Annotated in this window: 12 protein-coding genes; 1 reads left to right on the top strand and 11 read right to left on the bottom strand. The window is 69.0% G+C overall.

From position 1 onward, the window contains the following. Nucleotides 1-84: 84 nt before the first annotated feature. From Vqi01_RS09705 to Vqi01_RS09680, 6 genes are read right to left on the bottom strand one after another with little or no spacing between them, the layout of a single operon-like run. On the bottom strand, nt 85-2490 hold the full coding sequence (locus Vqi01_RS09705) for an RICIN domain-containing protein (RefSeq protein ID WP_204034372.1): 2406 nt from the start codon (nt 2488-2490) through the stop codon (nt 85-87). 44 nt (nt 2491-2534) lie between these two features. After that, nucleotides 2535-3386 carry a sugar phosphate isomerase/epimerase family protein gene (locus Vqi01_RS09700; RefSeq protein ID WP_204034371.1) on the bottom strand — a complete coding sequence of 284 codons (852 nt, stop codon included), beginning with the start codon at nt 3384-3386 and terminating at the stop codon, nt 2535-2537. A 6-nt stretch (nt 3387-3392) separates the two neighbouring features. Further along, complete coding sequence (locus Vqi01_RS09695) at nt 3393-4574, bottom strand: substrate-binding domain-containing protein (RefSeq protein ID WP_239098291.1); 1182 nt, start codon at nt 4572-4574, stop codon at nt 3393-3395. Nucleotides 4575-4586: 12 nt separating this feature from the next. Further along, nucleotides 4587-5570 (bottom strand): ABC transporter permease, encoded by a 984-nt coding sequence (locus Vqi01_RS09690; RefSeq protein ID WP_204034369.1) that lies wholly within the window; start codon nt 5568-5570, stop codon nt 4587-4589. Between the two features lie 2 nt (nt 5571-5572). Next, a complete protein-coding gene (locus tag Vqi01_RS09685) occupies nt 5573-6547 on the bottom strand; it encodes an ABC transporter permease (protein ID WP_204034368.1) in 975 nt (324 codons plus the stop codon). Further along, on the bottom strand, nt 6544-8052 hold the full coding sequence (locus Vqi01_RS09680) for a sugar ABC transporter ATP-binding protein (protein WP_204034367.1): 1509 nt from the start codon (nt 8050-8052) through the stop codon (nt 6544-6546). Before Vqi01_RS09680 ends, Vqi01_RS09685 begins: the two co-directional genes overlap by 4 nt. Before the next feature lie 463 nt (nt 8053-8515). Between Vqi01_RS09680 and Vqi01_RS09675 the strand changes: the two genes are divergently transcribed. Beyond that, nucleotides 8516-12079, top strand: a complete 3564-nt coding sequence (locus Vqi01_RS09675) for a ThuA domain-containing protein (RefSeq protein WP_204034366.1) — start codon at nt 8516-8518, stop codon at nt 12077-12079. A gap of 114 nt (nt 12080-12193) precedes the next feature. Here Vqi01_RS09675 and Vqi01_RS09670 read toward each other — a convergent pair whose 3' ends face one another. From Vqi01_RS09670 to Vqi01_RS09650, 5 genes are all read right to left on the bottom strand, one after another. Beyond that, nucleotides 12194-13180 carry an aldo/keto reductase gene (locus Vqi01_RS09670; protein ID WP_204034364.1) on the bottom strand — a complete coding sequence of 329 codons (987 nt, stop codon included), beginning with the start codon at nt 13178-13180 and terminating at the stop codon, nt 12194-12196. An 83-nt stretch (nt 13181-13263) separates the two neighbouring features. After that, nucleotides 13264-14499, bottom strand: coding sequence for a mandelate racemase/muconate lactonizing enzyme family protein (locus Vqi01_RS09665; protein WP_204034363.1), 1236 nt, complete (start codon nt 14497-14499; stop codon nt 13264-13266). A 1-nt stretch (nt 14500) separates the two neighbouring features. After that, nucleotides 14501-15328, bottom strand: a complete 828-nt coding sequence (locus Vqi01_RS09660; RefSeq protein ID WP_204034362.1) for a carbohydrate ABC transporter permease — start codon at nt 15326-15328, stop codon at nt 14501-14503. Continuing rightward, on the bottom strand, nt 15328-16305 hold the full coding sequence (locus tag Vqi01_RS09655) for a carbohydrate ABC transporter permease (RefSeq protein WP_204034361.1): 978 nt from the start codon (nt 16303-16305) through the stop codon (nt 15328-15330). The genes Vqi01_RS09660 and Vqi01_RS09655 overlap by 1 nt, the downstream gene beginning before the upstream one ends. 4 nt (nt 16306-16309) lie before the next feature. After that, a complete protein-coding gene (locus Vqi01_RS09650) occupies nt 16310-17575 on the bottom strand; it encodes an ABC transporter substrate-binding protein (protein WP_204034360.1) in 1266 nt (421 codons plus the stop codon). Nucleotides 17576-17653 lie beyond the last annotated feature (78 nt).

Below are 17653 nucleotides of genomic sequence, written 5' to 3'. Positions count from 1 at the left end.
CAATGGCGGTGTCCCACCCCCGGTCGGACACCGCCATTCCGCCGATACCGTGTCGATCAAGCGCCGGAACCCGTCGAGCGAGCGTCAGCCGCTGGTCAGGCTCCACTGCTGGTTGGTGCCGCCGTGGCAGGCCCAGAGGTGCACCTTCGTCCCGTTCGCGGTGCCGTAGCCGCTGGCGTCCAGGCAGAGCCCGGAGTGGACGCCGGTGATGGTGCCGTTGGCGTTGACGTTCCACTGCTGGTTGGTCTGACCGTTGCAGTCCCAGATGATCGCCAGGGTGCCGTTTGCCGTGCCCTGCCCGGATGCGTCCAGGCACTTGTTGCCGTACACCATCAGCTGCTTGCTCCCGGTGTAGGTCCACCGCTGGTTCGTCCCGCCGTGGCAGTCCCAGAGCTGGGCCTGGGTGCCGTTGGTGGTGCTCGACCCGCCGATCTCCAGGCAGCGGCCGGACTGGGCGCCGACGATCCGTACGCCCTGCGGTGGCGGTGGTGTGGTGCCGCCCTGCGGCCCGGCGGCCGTCATCACGGCCTGGGCACCGGCGGGCCAGTTGCCGTTGGTCACCGTCACGTTGCCGGAGACGACGTTGCCCCGGTCGCCGTTGGTCACGTTGGTGCTGCCATTGGTCGACCAGTTGTTGGTGACGGTGAAGTTGCCCATGTTCTCGGCGAACCAGTAGTTGGCGGTGGCCCAGGTGCCGGTGGACGAGAAGACGTTGTTGCGGGCGGTGTAGTAGCGCGAGCCCTCGTCGAAGTAGAGCCCGAAGTGGCCGTTGGTCCGCAGACAGTAGTTGTCGCTGATCAGGGCGCCCGGGTTCGCCGACAGGGTGTAGATGCAGCCGCCGTCGTTCATCTGCTGCATGACGTCGTGCACGTAGTTGCCGATCAGGCGGTTGTTGGAGGCGGTGGTGGCGGTGCTGTAGCGCGGCTGGTAGTTGTACAGGCCCCGATCGGCGTAGTGGTTGCTGCCGCCGGCGTCGTTGGAGCCCCAGCCGTACCCGATGGACATACCGGTGTACGGCATGTTGTAGACCTCGTTGTACGAGACGGTGGCGTTGGTGACGTAGGTGGTGAGCACCGAGACGATGCCGCGGTACTCGATTCCCAGGTCGTGCAGGCGATTGTTGCTGATGGTGATGTCCCGGTTGACCATGCGCTGGTCGCTCGGGTGATGGGCGTCGGCGCGCACCCCGCCCACGACGATGCCGCCGGCCGAGTTGCGGGCGATCTCGGAGCGGGTGATGGTGATGTTGCTGGCGCCGAGGCCGACGCCGCTGGCGTGGGCGTTGGCGTCGTTGCCGATCCCGATGGCCGTCTGTCCCAGGTTGACGAACTGGGAGTCGCTGAAGGTGATGTTGTCGGCGGCCGAGATCTGGACCGCTGCGGGCATCTGCTGCCAGTTCGGCCGGGTGGCCTCGAACTGGGGGCAGCCGTTGTGGCAGGAGGTGAAGCTGGGCCAGTTCCAGTTGCCGTAGATGTAGGCGCCGGTCTGCTGGTCCACGTAGCCCTGGTTGCTGCTGGCTCCCCGCCAGCTCGTGCCGGTGAAGGTGATTCCGGTGAAGGTGATGTGGTGCGCCGGCGCGGCGTACGTCCCACCGAGATTGACCAGAGACTCCAGCGTCGGCAGCTCCACGCGGACGTTGTTCATGTTCTGTCCGGGGAGCGGAATGTAGGAGAGCGCACCGCTGCCCGGGTCGAGATACCACTCCCCCGGCGCGTCCAGGAACTCGTAGGCGTTGGTCAGATACAGCGGCCCGGCCCGGTGCGGACTGGTGAAGGTGTCGTACCCGAAGTTGTTGTTGCTCCAGCCGGGCTGCTGCATCCGGATCTGGTTCCCGCTGATGCTCTGCACCGAGACGTACCGGTCGGTGAACGAGTTGACGCTCTCCATCTGGATCCGGCTCTGGTTGGCCAGGTTGTTCAGGTAGCTCAACGCGCTGTTGGTGAACCTCATACCGGTGCTGTCGGCGGTGAAGTCGGCCCGGTTGACCTGGGTGCGGGCCCGGGTGGCGAGGGCTCCATCGACGTAGAGCTGCCGACTGTCCAGCCCGGCGCCGACGTTGGCCCGCCAGATGTTGCGCCCGGCGTCCACCAGCGACCATCCGGTGACCGCCCGGGCGCCGCTGATCACGGGACGGGCCGACGGGGCCGCCTGCCACACCACCCGGTAGCCGTTCGTGCCGGAGTCGGCGGCGGTCAGCCGCAGCGGCGACGAGAGCCGGTACACCCCGTCGGCGAGTTGCACGACGATGTCGCCGGACATCGAGCTGTTCAGCCCGCGCACCGCGCTCTGGGCGGCGGTCAGCGAGCACGGTTGGGCGGCGCTGCAACTGCTGCCGCTACCGGACGGGGAGGCGTAGAGGGTGGTGGTGGCGGCGAGCGCCGGCGCGGCGGACGTGGCCACGGCGGCTGCGGTGGCCACCGCGGCCAGCGCCACCGCCGTGGCTGCGGCCAGCACCGGTCTGGTCGAGGTGAGAGGAGATGGTACGGACACGGGTTCTCCTTCCCGGAGTGGAGGATTCGATCAGTGGCCCGCTCCTATCGCAGGAGCCCCCGGAGGTAGGCCAGGCCGTCCAGGGCGAGCCGGTCCTGCGACGGGGCGAGCGGACGCCAGATCGACGCGGCGGTGGCGATCGTCTCGTTCTCCGCGGTGAACGACTCGATGCAGACCGCGCCCCGGTAGCCGGTTCCGGCCAGGGCGGCGAAGAAGCGGGGCCAGTCGAGGTGGTCCCCGCCCGGCGCTCCCCGGTCGGTGCCGCTGACCTGGACGTGCTTGATGTGCGGCCCGGCGAGGGTCACGGCGGCGTACGGGTCGGCCTCCTCGATGTTCAGGTGATAGGTGTCGAGCATGATGCCGACGTTCGACGGCAGCCCTTCGATCAGCTCCACCGTCTGTTCGACGGTGTTGACGACGCTGGTCTCGTAGCGGTTGAGCGCTTCCACTCCGATGGACACGCCCCGCTCGGCGGCATGCTCGGCGACCGGGGCCAGCGCGCGGCGGAATTCGGCGTAGCAGGCCGCGCGGGCCGCCGGGGTCATCCGCCAGGTCCGGCCCACCGAGGCGTAGACCGGGCCGCCGACGCAGGGCGCGCCGACGGCCGCCGCGCTGTCCACACAACCTTTGAGGTACGCCACGGTCGCCTCGACGACCGCCGGGGCGGCGTTGACGAGGTCCCGCCCGGGCGGGGTGACCGCGCAGACCCCGGCCGCGGTCAGGCCGTGCCTGGCCAGCAGGTCACGGGTACGGACCGGATCCCAGTCGCCGGGCTGCTCGATCGGCAGCTCGACCGCGTCGAAGCCGAACCCGGCGATCCGTGGAATCAGCTCGGCCAGGGCCCGGTCGTCGACCGGCGACGCCCACACCCAGGGGTTGACACCGATGGCGTACAACGGCACCTACTTCCAGCGCTGCGGGTAACCCGGCAGGTCGGTGCAGCCGCACATCGCGTAGTGCAGCGGCGGCATGTCCAGGTCGAGGTAGCTGTCCAGGTTCTCCTGGGTGATCGTGGGCTGCGGCAGCTTCCACGGGTTGGACACCGGCTGGCCGTCGAGGACGCGCAGCGCGGCGATGATCGGCGTACGCCACTGGTAGGTGGGGTAGGTGGGCGCGATCGCGGTGAGTCCCTTGTCCTTCCAGAGCTTCAGGAAGTCGAGCTGGTCCTCGCCGTTGATCGGTGGCACCGGCTTACCGGCGTCCTGGAACGCCTCGACCGCCGCGACGGCGACCGCGCCGGCGTCCATCCAGACGCCGTCGATCGTGCCGTGCCGCTGGATGTAGTCGTTGACGATCTTCTTGGTCTTGGCCGGGTCGCCGTCGGTGAACTCGACGCCGACGACGTCGACCTTCGCCTTGTCGAAGGCGACCTTCGCGGCGGACCAGCGGGTCTCCAGGACGTCGACGCCGGGCAGGATGCGCAGGGCGAGCAGCTTGCCGCCGGGCTTCATCCGCTGGCTGACGAACTCGGCGCCGACGTGGCCGAAGCCGTACCCACCGATGGGGTTGATGAAGGTCACCGGGCACGGGGTGTCGACGCCGCGGTCGAAGACGATGACCGGCAGCCCGCTCTGGCAGGCCGCCGCCACGGCCGGGGTGAGCGTGGCGGTGGTGTTCGGCGAGACGATGAGCGCATCGCAGCCCTTGCCGAGCAGGTCGTTGATGTCGGCGATCTGCTTCTGGTCCTTGCCCTCGGCGTCGACGTGCACGAACTCCTTGATCCGGCTGCCCTGCGCCTCGACCTCGGCCTGCATGGTCTTGAACCCGACCTGCCGCCACGGGTTGTTCAGGGCGGCGTTGGAAAAGCAGAGTTTGTACGGGCCGGCCTTCTTGAACTTCGCGGTGTCCACCATCTTCGGGTTGAGCACCTGTTCCCACGGTCGGTCGGCCGGCCCGGTCGCGGTGGCGTCGAGCAGGGCGAGCTCGGCCTCGTAGTCGGCCTGCACGAAAAACTTCGACTGTTCCCCGGTGCCCGATCCGGCGGCGGAGGCGCTGCCCGACGGGCCGGCGGCCGGTTCGTCGGTGGCGCAGCCAGCGAGGCCGAGCAGGGTGACGGCGGCCAGCGCCGCTATGGTACGTCGCACTATGTTTTCCCCTTATCTGGACGAGGAGCGCGGTGCCGAAACCGCCACGGCGAGCAGGATGATCGCGCCTTGGACGGTCGATCTGAGGGCGCCGGAGACGCCGTAGAAATTCATGAGGGCGAACAGGAGTTCGAGGGTCAGCGCGCCGAGCATCGCGCCGACGACGGAGCCACGACCACCGCCCAGCGCGACACCACCGAGGACGACCGCGGTGATCGCGCCGAACTCCAGGCCGGCTCCGGCCTGGAACGACACGCCGCTGTACCCACCGATCAGGATCGCCGCCACCGCCGCTGCGACTCCACTGAGGACGAATGCGATGCTCCGGTGCCGCCAGACGCGCACCCCGCTCAGCTCGGCGGTGCGCGGGTTGTCGCCGACGGCGATCAGCGTCCGCCCGAAGTCGGAGCGCGCCACCAGCACGGCCAGCGCGGCGAACGCCAGCAGCACGATCAACGCGTACGGGACGCGGCCGAGCACCGGCACGTCCTCGAAGGCCCACCGGCCGAACCGGCGGAACTCGTCGGAGAGCCCGCCCTTGGGTGCGCCGTCGGACCAGAGATAGACCGCCCCGAGAAGGATCAGGAGCATGCCGAGGGTGGTGATGAACGACGGGACCCGCAGGCGCGTCGTGATCACGCCGTTGACCAGCCCGACGAGTGCTCCGAAGCCGAGGAGCAGCACCACCACCGGCCAGGTGCGCGCCGGCTCGCTGTCGATGAGTCGGGCGGCGACGACCACCTGCGCGGTGACCAGGGCGCCGACCGACAGGTCGAACTCACCGGAGACGATCACGAAGTACTGACCGGCGGCGAGCAGGATGATCGGCGCCGACCGGCCGAGGAACGACATCAACGACGGCGGGGCGAAGAAGTCGGACTGCCGGACGGCGACGAGGATCAGCAGCACCGCGAGCAGCGCGATGATCGGCGCGAGGCCGCCGGGGCGTACCCGCAGCAGCCGCGGCAACAGCGGAGAGCGCTGGACGGTCTGCATGGTCAGGCAGCCCCCTTGCGCAGGGCCCGGCGGGCGTAGACGGCGACCGCGGCGATGATGATGACCCCCCGGATCACCTGCTTGAAGAAGGCGTCGACCTCGAGTTGGTTGAAGATGGCATCGATGCTGGCGAGCAGCAGCACGCCACCGACGGTGCCGAGGACGCCGCCGCGTCCGCCCGCGAGGGCGGTGCCGCCGATCACCACCGCGGCGATCGACTCGAGGTCGTAGAGACCCTCGCTGCCCACCCGGGGTGCGCCCGAGCCGAGCCGGCTGGCGAGGTAGATCCCGGCGAGCCCGGCGCAGAGCGAGCACAGCACATGGGCGGTGACGAGCACCCGGTCGTTGCGGACGCCGGAGAGCCGGGCGACCTCCGGATCACCGCCGACGGCGACCAGGTGGTGACCGAAGCGGGTCCGGGCCAGCGCCAACCAGACCACCCCGGCGACGGCGACCAGCAGCAGGAACGACAGCGGCACCGGGCCGATGCGCTGGTAGCCGAGGGTCTGCACCAGCGTGGGCGAGGTGGCGCCGGCCGGTCCGTCGTAACCGTTGTCGAGGTACCCCTTGAGCAGTAGGCCGACGCCGAGGGTCGCGATGAACGCGTTGATCCGGAGCCTGGTGACGAGCAGGCCGTTGAACAGCCCGACAGCGGCGCTGACCGTCAGGGCCAGGCCGATCGCCGGCAGCAGAGCCGCGTCGCTGCCGTTCATCGTCTCGGCCGCCAGGAGGGTGCTGAGGCTGACCACGTAGGCCACGGACAGGTCGAGGGAGCCGCCGAGGATGACCAGGGTCTGGCCCACCGCGACGAGCCCGAGCCCGGCGGCGACGTGCAGCAGACTCACCGTCGTCGACTGGTTGAACAGCTGACCGCCGTCGATGAGCACGACCAGCCAGCCGATGGCGAGGGTGAGGGCCAGGGCGACGAACACGCCCGGCACGGCCCAGCGCGTCGGCCGGAACGCGAGAGCGCTCACGCCACCGCCTCCACCGAACCGACCGCCAGGGCGACCACGTCCTTCTCGGTCGCGCCGGCGGGCAACTCACCGGCGATGCGGCCGTCCCGCATGACGAGGATCCGGTCGCTCATTCCCAACAGCTCGGGCAGTTCGGACGAGATCATCAGAACCGCCGCGCCGTCGCGGGCGAGCCGGCGGACAAGATCGTGGATGGCCGACTTCGCACCCACGTCGATGCCCCGGGTCGGCTCGTCGAAGAGGAGGATCCGCGGGTTGAGCATGAGCCATCGGGCCAGCACGACCTTCTGCTGGTTGCCGCCGGACAGGAAGCGGATCTCCTGGTCGTCACCGGCGCTGCGGACCCGCACGGCGGCGAGCAGCTCACGGATCCGGGCGGTCCGGGCGACGCGGCCGGACCGCGCCGCGACGGCGGCCCGGCTGGCGAGCAGCGCGTTGTCGAGCACCGACTGCCGGGCGACGATCCCCTCGCCCTTGCGGTCCTCGGTGACGTAGGCGACACCGGCCCGCATCGCGGCGCGCGGCGAGCGCAGCCGCACCGGTACGCCGTCAAGCGTGACCTCGCCGGTCGTGAACGGTGCGGCCCCGAAGACCGCACGGGCCAGCGCCGAGCGCCCGGAGCCCTGGAGGCCACCGACGCCGAGCACCTCGCCGGCCCGCAGCTCAAGGTCCACGTCGCGGAGTTTCCGGTTTCCTCCGCCGCGGACGGTGAGCCGGACCGGACCGAGATCCTCGGGGCCGGCCCGGTCGGGGTAGTAGCTGGACAACTCCCGACCGACCATGTGCCGCACCAGGTCGTCGGCGGTGGTGTCGGCGGTGTGCACCGTGGTCATCCGGCGACCGTCCTTCAACACTGTGATCCGGTCGGACAGGTCGAAGACCTCGGTGAGCCGGTGCGAGACGTACAACAGGCCGATGCCCTGCTGCTGGAGCCGGCGCACCAGCCCGTAGAGCAGTTCGACCTCGTGGTCGGCCAGCGCCGCGGTCGGCTCGTCCATGATGAGCAGCCGCGCGTCCAGGGCGAGCGCCTTGGCGATCTCGACGACCTGCTGCTGGGCGACGCCGAGGCGGCCGACCCGGGCGTCGGCCGGCAGGGCGCTCTCTCCGATCGAGGCGAGCACCTGCCGGGTGCGGTGGAGCATCTGCCGGCGGTCGACCAGGCCGCGGCGTACCGGCTCATGGCCGAGGTGGACGTTCTCCGCGACGGTGCGCTCCGGCAGCAGGGTGAACTCCTGGTGGATCATGCCGATCCCGGCCCGCTGGGCGTCACGCGGACCGCGGAACGCACGCGGTTCACCGGCGAAGTCGATGGTGCCTCCGTCGGGGACATACACCCCCGAGATGATCTTCATGAGGGTGGACTTCCCGGCCCCGTTCTCGCCGACGACGGCGTGCACCTCGCCCGGCGCGACGTCGAGGTCGACGCCGTCGAGGACGCGTACGCCGAGGAAGGACTTGCCGATGCCGCGCAGGGCGAGCAGCGGCACCGGCCGTGGATCTGACATCGCGGGCAGCCCTTACAGGTAGTAGTCACCGACGAGATCCGTGCCCACGCTGCCGAGCGGATCGAAGGCGCTGCACGACGGAACATTCGCAGCTGGCTGCGAGGGTTACGTTCTTATGTTGCAAACATTCGCTTGACACCAGCGAAACATCACACGTATGAAGATAGATGTTTCGATGATTCTCCGCAATCCTCAACCCGAGCAGCCGTCGGCTCGCACCTCGACGGGCAGCCCCGGGCGAGCCAGCGGGATCACACGCCCATCACTCTCACCAGGAGCGACGTAGGACGCTTCCCCCAAACATCGACAGACGTCGATATCCCCTCTAAACCACCACCGACCACGGAATGCGGACACGGCTTAAATCACGCTGCGTGACGTTCTGCCGAACTGGCTGGTCATGTGGGCGTGCCGTCGGGCCGTAGTCGCACTCCACCGTTGCCCGCCCGACCTAGGAGACGGCATGCGTCGCAACACACTGATCATCGGAGTGATCGCGGGCCTGATGCTCTCGCTCACGCTCGTCCACCCCGCATCGGCCGCCCCGGCCTTCCGCGCCCTGCTGTTCACCAAGACCGCCGGCTACCGGCACGACTCGATACCCGCCGGGGTCTCGATGTTCCAGCAGCAGGCGGCGGCAAACAACTTCGAGCTGGTGCACAGCGAGGACTCGAACGTCTTCACCCCGGCCAACCTCGCGACCTTCGACGTCCTCATCATGTTCCAGACCTCGGGCATGGTGTGGACCTCGGCGGCCCAACGCCAGGCGGTGGAGGGATACCTCGCCAGCGGCAAGGGCATCGTCGCCATCCACAACGCCACGGACATGGGCATCGAGGGCGAGTACCCGTGGTGGGACCAGACCGTGAACGGCGGAGCGCACATGCCGGAGCACTCCCCCGGTGTGCTGCCCGGCACCGCCATCGTCGCCGACAAGAAACACCCGTCGACCGCCAGCCTGCCGGATCGCTGGAACCGCAGCGAGGAATGGTACAACTTCGACAAGAACCCACGGGGCAACGTGCACGTCCTGGTCACCGCCGACGAGCGGACGTACAACCCGGGCTCCCGGGCGATGGGTCCGGACCATCCGATCTCCTGGTGCCGCAGCATCAGCGGTGGCCGGGTCTGGAGCACCGCGATGGGCCATGCCGCCGAGTCCTACAGCGAGACCCACTTCCGCAACCACGTCCTGGGTGGAGTGAAGTGGGCCGCCGGCAACGAGCCCGGCGACTGCGGTGGCACGGTCTGGGGCAACTTCGAGAAGCGCACCCTCGACAGCAACACCGTCGACCCGATGGCGCTGGCCGTGGCACCCGACGGTCGGGTGCTGTACGTCCAACGTGGCGGCCAGGTCAAGATCTTCAAGCCGAGCACGAACAGTACGGTGACCGCCGGCACGCTCAGCGTCTACACCGGCGGTGAGGACGGCCTGACGGGGTTGGCGCTGGACCCGAACTTCGCGAGCAACGGGTACGTGTACCTGTACCACTCACCGGCCAACAGCTCCACGGACATCAACCGGGTCTCCCGCTACACCCTCACCGGCGACACGTTGAACATGTCCAGCGGGGTCACCATCATCGACATTCCCGCGTACCGGGACCGGACGTTCCCGGAGCCCGGCCACACCGGCGGGTACATCGACTTCGGCCCGGACGGCAACCTCTACATCGGCACCGGTGACGACGTCGCCCCGAACCTCGACCCCAACTGGCAGGGTTACGCCCCGCTGGACTGGCGGTCGGGCAAGCACATGCAGGACGCGGCGCGCACCGCCGGCAACACCAACGACCTGCGGGGCAAGCTGCTGCGCATCCGGCCCTCGGCCGGCGGTGGCTACACCATCCCGGCGGGCAACCTCTACCCCCAGGGGACGGCGCAGACCCGGCCGGAAATTTACGCGATGGGTTTCCGCAACCCGTTCCGCTTCTCGATCGACCCGGCCAACGGCTGGGTCTACCTGGCTGACTACGGGCCGGACCGCAATCCGCCCACCACCAACCGCGGTCCCGAGGGTCTCGTCGAACTCAACGTGATCAAGGCGCCGGGCAACTACGGCTGGCCCTTCTGCCACGGCGACAACCAGCCCTACGCGCCGTACAACCCGGACACCAAGGTGGTCGGCGCCAAGTTCAACTGCTCCGCACCGGTCAACAACTCCCCCAACAACACCGGCCTGACCAACCTGCGGCCGGTCGTCGCCCCGAACATGTGGTACGGCTACGGCACCTCGCCGACCTTCCCCGAGCTCGGCTCGGGCGGCTCGGCGCCGATGGGCGGTCCGGTCTACCGCTACAACCCGGCCAACCCGTCGGCGACGAAGTTCCCGCCGTACTACGACGGCGTCCACTTCTTCTACGAGTGGTCACGCGACTACATCAAGGAAGTGCACTTCGACTCGGCGACGGCGGTCACCCGGACCAACCCGTTCCTCCCCAACACCCGGTTCAACAGCCCGATGGACATGGAGTTCGGCCCGGACGGCTCGCTCTACCTGCTGGAATGGGGCACCAACTTCGGTGGCGGCAACAGCGACTCCGGCCTCTACCGCATCGACTACGTGCAGGGCGGTCGGTCCCCCATCGCCAAGGCCACCGGCACGCCGACCAGCGGTACCGCCCCGCTGACCGTGCAGTTCTCCAGCGCCGGATCGATGGATCCGGACCCCGGTGACACGCTCAGGTACCACTGGAACTTCGGCGACGGCACCACCTCGACAGCAGCCAACCCGTCGAAGGTCTACACCACCAACGGCAACTACACGGCACAGTTGACGGTCACCGACAACACCGGCAAGACCGGCTTCGCCAACGTCCAGATCACCGTCGGCAACAGCGCCCCGGTGGTCACCATCACCACCCCGCCCAACGGCGGCATGGTCACCTTCGGTGACCGGGTGCCGTACCAGATCACCGTCACCGATCCGGACGGCGGCCCGATCGACTGCGCCAAGGTGCTCCTCAACCCCGCACTCGGGCACGACGACCACGCGCACGAGACCACGGACTATGCCGGCTGCTCGGGAACCGTCCCCACCAATCTGCTCGGCGGACACCCGGACGGCGCCAATCTGTTCTACGTGCTCAACGCTCGGTACACCGACAACGGCGGAGCAGGTGGTGCTGCACCGCTCACCGGCCGGGCGCAGGTGATCCTCCAGCCCAAGCACAAGCAGGCCGAGTACTTCAGCAGCCAGTCCGGCACCCGGATCATCGACCAGGCGGGCGCGGAGAGCGGCAAGCGCGTCGGGGACATCTCCAACAACGACTGGTTGGCGTTCACCCCGATGAGCCTGTCCGGCATCACCAACGTCAGGTACCGGCTGTCCTCGCCGTCCGGCGGCGGCACCATCGAGCTGCGCGCCGGCTCGCCGACCGGCACACTGCTGGCCACCACACCGGTGCCGAGCACCGGCGGCTGGGACAACTACCAGTCCACGTCCCCGGTGAACGTCACCGCCCTCGCCGGAACCCACACCCTCTACATGGTGTTCAAGGGAAGCTCGAACAACTGGTTCGACCTCGACTCGTTCACCTTCGGCGGGGCCGGCGTCGGCCAGCCTGGTGATCCGGATAACCCCCCGGGTGACGGGGTGGCCGGCAAGACGTGGACCCTGACCGCGCAGCACAGCGGCAAGCTGATGGACGTCAGCGGCGTCTCCACCGCCGACGGCGCCCAGATCCATCAGTGGGCGGCCACCGGCGGCAACAACCAGAAGTGGCAGGCCGTCGATGCCGGCGGCGGCGCGGTTTACCTGAAGGCGGTGCACAGCGGCAAGTGCGCGGAGATCACCGGCGGTTCCACCAGCGCGGGCGCCTTCCTTCAGCAGGCCACCTGCAACAACGGTAACCAGCAGAAGTTCACCGCCACGGCGACCGGAACCTCCGGCGTGTACACGCTCAAGAGCGTGCTGAGCGGGCTCTGCGTGGACGTCAACAGCGCCGCCACCAGCGACGGCGCCCGGCTGTTGCAGTGGAACTGCCACAGCGGCACCAACCAGCAGTGGCGGTTCAGCCCCGCCTGACGGCCCACGGCTGGCACCAGCCAGTGACGGTCCGGTCGGGACCGGCGTCCGACGAGTCGGAGCCGGTCCCGGTCGGGCTTTCGCTGTCGGCAAGCACGGGCCAGCGGGGTGCGGCTATCCCGTCGCTGGCGTGGCAAGCAGTCCGGCCGACGACAGCGCCGCCCAGAGTTCCTCGGGTACGGCCGCCGCCGACCGCCGCACGGTCTCGGCCATCTGAGCGCCGCTGCGCACACCGACCACCGTCGAGATCACGGCCGGATGGCGGCGGACGAAGGCGAGCGCCGCCTGCGGCAGGGTGACGCCGTATGTCTCGCAGACCATGGCGATGCGCCGGGCTCGTTCGATCAGCTCCCGCGGCGCCTGACGGTAGTCGTAGTGGGCGTCGTCCGGAGGGTGGTCCCGGGACAGCAACCCCGAGTTGTAGACGCCCGCGATCACCACGCCCACCCGGCACGTCTCGGCGGCGGGCAGCAGGTCATCCGCCGCGCCCTGTTCGAGCAGGGTATAGCGTCCGGCGCACATCACCAGGTCGATGTCGGTCTCCCGGACGAACCGGGCAAGCATCGCCGACTGGTTCATGCCGGCCCCGATGGCGCCCACGACGCCCTGGTCGCGCAGCTCGATCAGGGCGGGCACCGCCTGGGTGGCGGCCGGCTCCCAGTGGTCGTCGGGGTCGTGCAGGTAGGCGATGTCGATCCGGTCCAGACCCATCCGGTCGAGGCTGGCCTCGATCGAGCGGCGGACGCCGTCGCGGCTGAAGTCCCACACCCGTCGGTGACTCGCCGGCACATCGAACCCGCCCGGGTCGCGCAGCTGCGCGTCCTGCGGCGAGGGCACCAGGAGTCGCCCGACCTTCGTCGACACCACGTACTCGTCGCGCGGTCGGTGCCGCAGTGCGGCGCCGAGCCGTCGCTCGGACAGCCCGAGCCCGTAGTGCGGCGCGGTGTCGTAGTACCGGACGCCTGCCTCCCATGCGGTGTCGACCGCCGCGCCGAACTCCTCGTCCGTGGTCACCCGGTGCAGATTGCCGCCCTGGGAGGCCCCGAAGCCCAACTCGGTGAGGCGTACCGCCGGACGGCGCGGCAGCTTCCGCGCCCTCACGGCATCCCCCGCCGGTGCACCCGCAGCGCCGTTCGGCTCATCAGTCCTCCGTCTCAACCGTCGCTACGCCGACCTCGCCGTCGTCAATGGCGGGCGGTCGGTGACACCTCGTTGCCGTAGTGCGTTGGGGTGGCGACCGCCGCGACGGACAACCGCCGAGCGGGTACGACACCGTCGTCCTCCGCCAACAGGCGTCGTCCGGCCCGTTCCGGCCGGACGTTCGGCCCGTCGGCCGTCTGCGCCTGCGGGTGCCGGGCCGCAGCCCGGATGCGCTGCTCGTCGATTCGTACGCCGAGTCCGGGCGAGTCGCCGAGCACGAAGGCGCCGTCCTCGACGTGCAGATCGATGGAGACGCCGACCGGTGGATGCAGATCCTGCAACTCGCTGGTCAGGTGGTTCGGCACGGAGGTCGCCGCGTGCAGAAGCCCGATCGGGCTGTTGCCGATCGGGCTGACCGGCAGGTCGTGGGCGTGCGCCAGGGCGGACACCCGCAGGAAGTGGGTGACTCCCCCGACCGCGGCCGTCTGGACGATGTCGACGGCGTCGGCGGCGATCAGCGGACGGTACTGCTCGAGCCCGGTGAGGTTCTCCCCGGTGGCGACTGATGCGCGGACACCCCGCCCGACGGTGGCGAGGCCTTCGGCGTCCCAGCGCCGGACGGGCTCCTCGATCCAGATCAGGTCCAGGGTGCGTTCGAGCTCGCAGATGTGCCGGACGGCCTGCTTGCGGCTCCACGCCTCGTTGACGTCGAGCATGAGACCCGGTCGCAGGCCGTGCCCGGCCTCGGTCAGGAGTTCCCTGACCAGGATCAGGCGATGCCGGTCGCGCTCGATGTCGAGGCCGCCCTTGAGCTTGGCGGCCCGCAGCCCGTGCCGGGCGTAGTCCTCGTACGCCGAGACGAGTTCGTCGTCGGTCAGCGCGATGTCCAGCCCGGACGCGTAGGCGGGGACCCGCCGGTCGCGTCCACCCAGCAGCCGCCACAGCGGCTGCCCGGCAGCCTGCGCCTTGATGTCCCACAGGGCGGTGTCGAGCGCCCCGATGGTGCCGAACACCGGGCCCCCGTGACCCGCCTTGAAGGTGTGCCGCAGCATGCGGTCGTAGAGCGTGGTCACGGCCCGGGGGTCCTCGCCGTCGATCGCCGCGAAGATCCGCTCGATCTCGACGTGCGGTCCGATGCCGAATCCCGAGATCCCCACGTCGGTGTCGACGATGACGATCGGCACCGGGACCACCCCGTCGGCGAAGACCCCGTTGGCGTCGCCGACCGGTCTTCCCCATTCCTGGACCGTGGTGAGTGTCCGATATCCGGTGATCCGCATGTCAGCCCTTCGTGGAGCCGGCGGCGACGCCGTCGGCGATCTGGCGCTGGAGAAAGAGGTAGACCACCAGGACCGGTATCGCGGCGATCAGTACTCCCGAGGCGAAGGTGGGAATGTCGTCGGAGTACTGCCCGCGCAGCGAGGTCACCCCGACCATGAGCGTCCGGTGATCGGCCGAGGGCATCATCACCAGCGCCATGAGGACGTCGTTCCAGCAGAACAGGGTGTCGAGGATGCCGACCGACAACAGGGCCGGGGTGCCCAGGGGCAGCATGATCCGTCGGTACACGCCGTACACGCTGTTGCCGTCGATCCGGGCCGCGTCGATGATCTCCGGCGGAATGGTCCGGTAGTAGCTCGTCATCAGGAAGACGGTGAAGGGCAGGAACTGAGCCACGTAGACGAGGATCAACCCGGGGTACGTGTCGATGAGTGCGGTGTCGGCCATGATCCGGGCGACCGGCACCATGATCACCTGGAACGGCACGAACAGTCCGGCGAGGCACGCCAGGAACAGCGCCGACGAACCGCGAAACCGAAGCTGGCTCAGGGCGAATCCGGCCATCGACCCGAGCAGCAACAGCAGCACCACCGACAACGCCACCACGATCAGGGAGTTGACGAAGTACCGGCTCATGCCGGCGCTGTTCCAGGCCGTGCTGATGTTCTCCCAGCGCACTGCGTCGGTGAGGGAGAACCGGTCCAGGATGTAGTCGCGCCGGGTCTTCATCGCCACGTTGGCGGTGAAGAGCAGCGGGTAGATCGTCGCCAGGGCGAGCAGCGACATCGGGATGGCCAGCAGCCACCGACTCGGCCGAACGCGAGACATCAGTCCTCTCTTCCCGCCCGCCTGAGCAGCTTGACCTGCAGCAACCCCACGACGAGCATGATCACGAAGAGCGCCGTCGACGCGGCCGAGGCGAGGGCGGGCCGATTCATCTGACCCTGCTGGATCCAGATGTAGTACTCCGGAAGGTAGGTGGATCCCTCCGGCCCGCCGCTGGTCATCACATAGAGCAGGCCGAACATCGAGGTCAGCATCCCGACCATCGTGGTCACGAAGACGAAGGCGATGGTGCGCGACAGGCCCGGGATGATCACGTGCCGGATGACCTGGAACAGCGACGCCCCGTCCACCCGGGCCGCGTCCAGCAGCGCGGAGTCCAGGGTCGCGAACCCGGCGAGGAACACCACCAGGGCCATTCCGAAGGTCGCCCAGATGTGTACGCCGACGACCACGAACATCGCGATGTCCGGGTCTCCGAGCCAGTCCACCGAACCGATGCCGACCGATCCGAGGGCGGCGTTGAGCGGGCCGTCGAAAGCGAGCAGCAGGTTGAAGATCGCGCCGACGATGACCGGGGAAAGCACCGCGGGGAAGAAGTAGACGCTGCGGTAGATGCGGTGACCGGGCACCCGCAGGTAGATGAAGGTCGCGAGCAGCCCGGGGATCGCCACCGCCACCGGCAGCAGCAGCACCAGCAGCCCGACGTTGCCCAGCGCGGTCCGGAACAGCGGGTCGTCGAACAACTCGAGGTAGTTGTCGAGACCGACCGTCGTCCCGTTGCGCGCACCGTCGCCGGTGAAGGAGAAGTTGACCCCAAGCAGCAGCGGGTAGAGCCGCAGCAGCACGATGATCAGGATGGCCGGGGCGACCAGGACGTACGGGGCGAGCCGTTCGGCCCGTGAGCCACCGCCGGCTCGCCGGGAACGGCCGCCACGGTGGGCGGATGGGATGGTTACCGCCCCGTCGGTCCGTCCCGCCTGAGCCGGACGGACCGACGGCTGTGCATTTCCGATCGGCACTGGTTCAGCCCGCCTTGTCGGAAGCGGCCAACTGCTTCACCACCTCGTCGACGGTGGCCGAGCCGCTGAGCAACTGCTGGGAGAGCCGGCCCATCAGGTCCAGGGTCTTCGAGGAGAGCGCCACGTGCAGGGCGGGCTTGCCGCCCTTGATCTCGGCGACGATCGTGGCGGCGGCCGGGCCGCCCGCCGACACGTCGATCGTGGTGTCGGCGGCGATCGCGCCGGCGTCGGCGTAGAACGCCTTGAGCGCGTCGGTCGAGGTCAGCGAGCGTACGAGGTCGGCGGCGACCTTGGGGTCCTTCGTCCACTTCGCGACGGCGTAACCGATACCGCCGTCGTAGGGCAGGCTCGGGGTGGTGCCAGCGGTGACCACCGGGGCGCTCATCACGCCGAGCTTGTCGGCGGTCAGGAACTCGTTGAAGTCCTTCCAGTGCCCCACGTCCGACATCAGGCCGATGACGTGGGCGGCCTTGCCGGACTGGAAGAGGGCGAAGGCGTCGTTGAACATCGCGGTCGAGTTGGCCCCGTCGTTGTTCAGGCCCGCGTCGCCGGCCTCCTTCCAGAGCTGGAAGACGCGCTTGACCGCGGGCGAGTTCCAGTCGCGCTTTCCGGCGATCCAGTCGTCGTACTCTGCGGCGGTGAGGATGCCGGACCCCAGGGCCGAGAGCCAGAACTGGATGCCGACGCCCTCCTTGTTGCCGAGGGCGAAGCACTTGGCACCGGCCTTGGCGATGGCGGCGCAGTCGGCGAGGAACTCGCTCCAGGTGGTGGCGGGGCTCTCCGGGTCGAGCCCGGCCTTCTCGTAGAGCGTCTTGTTGTAGTAGATGGGGTGGCCCTGAAGCGTCACCGGGCCGGCGTAAATCTTGCCGTCCTTGGTGAAGGCATCCCAGCCAGCCAACCGCTGCTTGTCCTCGGCGAGGTAATCGTCCAGGGGCACCAGCGCGTCCACCCGGTCGCGGATCTGGCCGCCGCCGTTGAACAGCATGACGTCCGGCCCCTTACCGGACTGGATCGCCGCGCCGAGCAACGTGTAGTACTGGTCGAACGGTTGCGCGACGAACTCGACGGCGACGTCCGGGTGCTTGCTGGCGAAGTCGGCCTTGGCCTTTTCGATGTAAGGTGCGGCGGAAGGCTCACCCGACTTCCAGTCCCACACCACCAGCTTGCCCTCCGACCCGCCCGACGACGAGCCTGGACCTGCGGCACTGCCACAGCCGGCCATGGCCAGTCCCAACACCAGGACGGCCGACCACACTGCTCGCTGCTTCATCGTTGGTCACCTCTGGAAAGGTCGCGTGGCTGACGGGCCTGGCGTCGACAGCCATCATTTCGGGAAACGTAACTCGTA

Source organism: Micromonospora qiuiae, assembly GCF_016863555.1.
Classification (GTDB): domain Bacteria; phylum Actinomycetota; class Actinomycetes; order Mycobacteriales; family Micromonosporaceae; genus Micromonospora; species Micromonospora qiuiae.
This window is presented reverse-complemented; position numbering and strand designations above follow the sequence as displayed.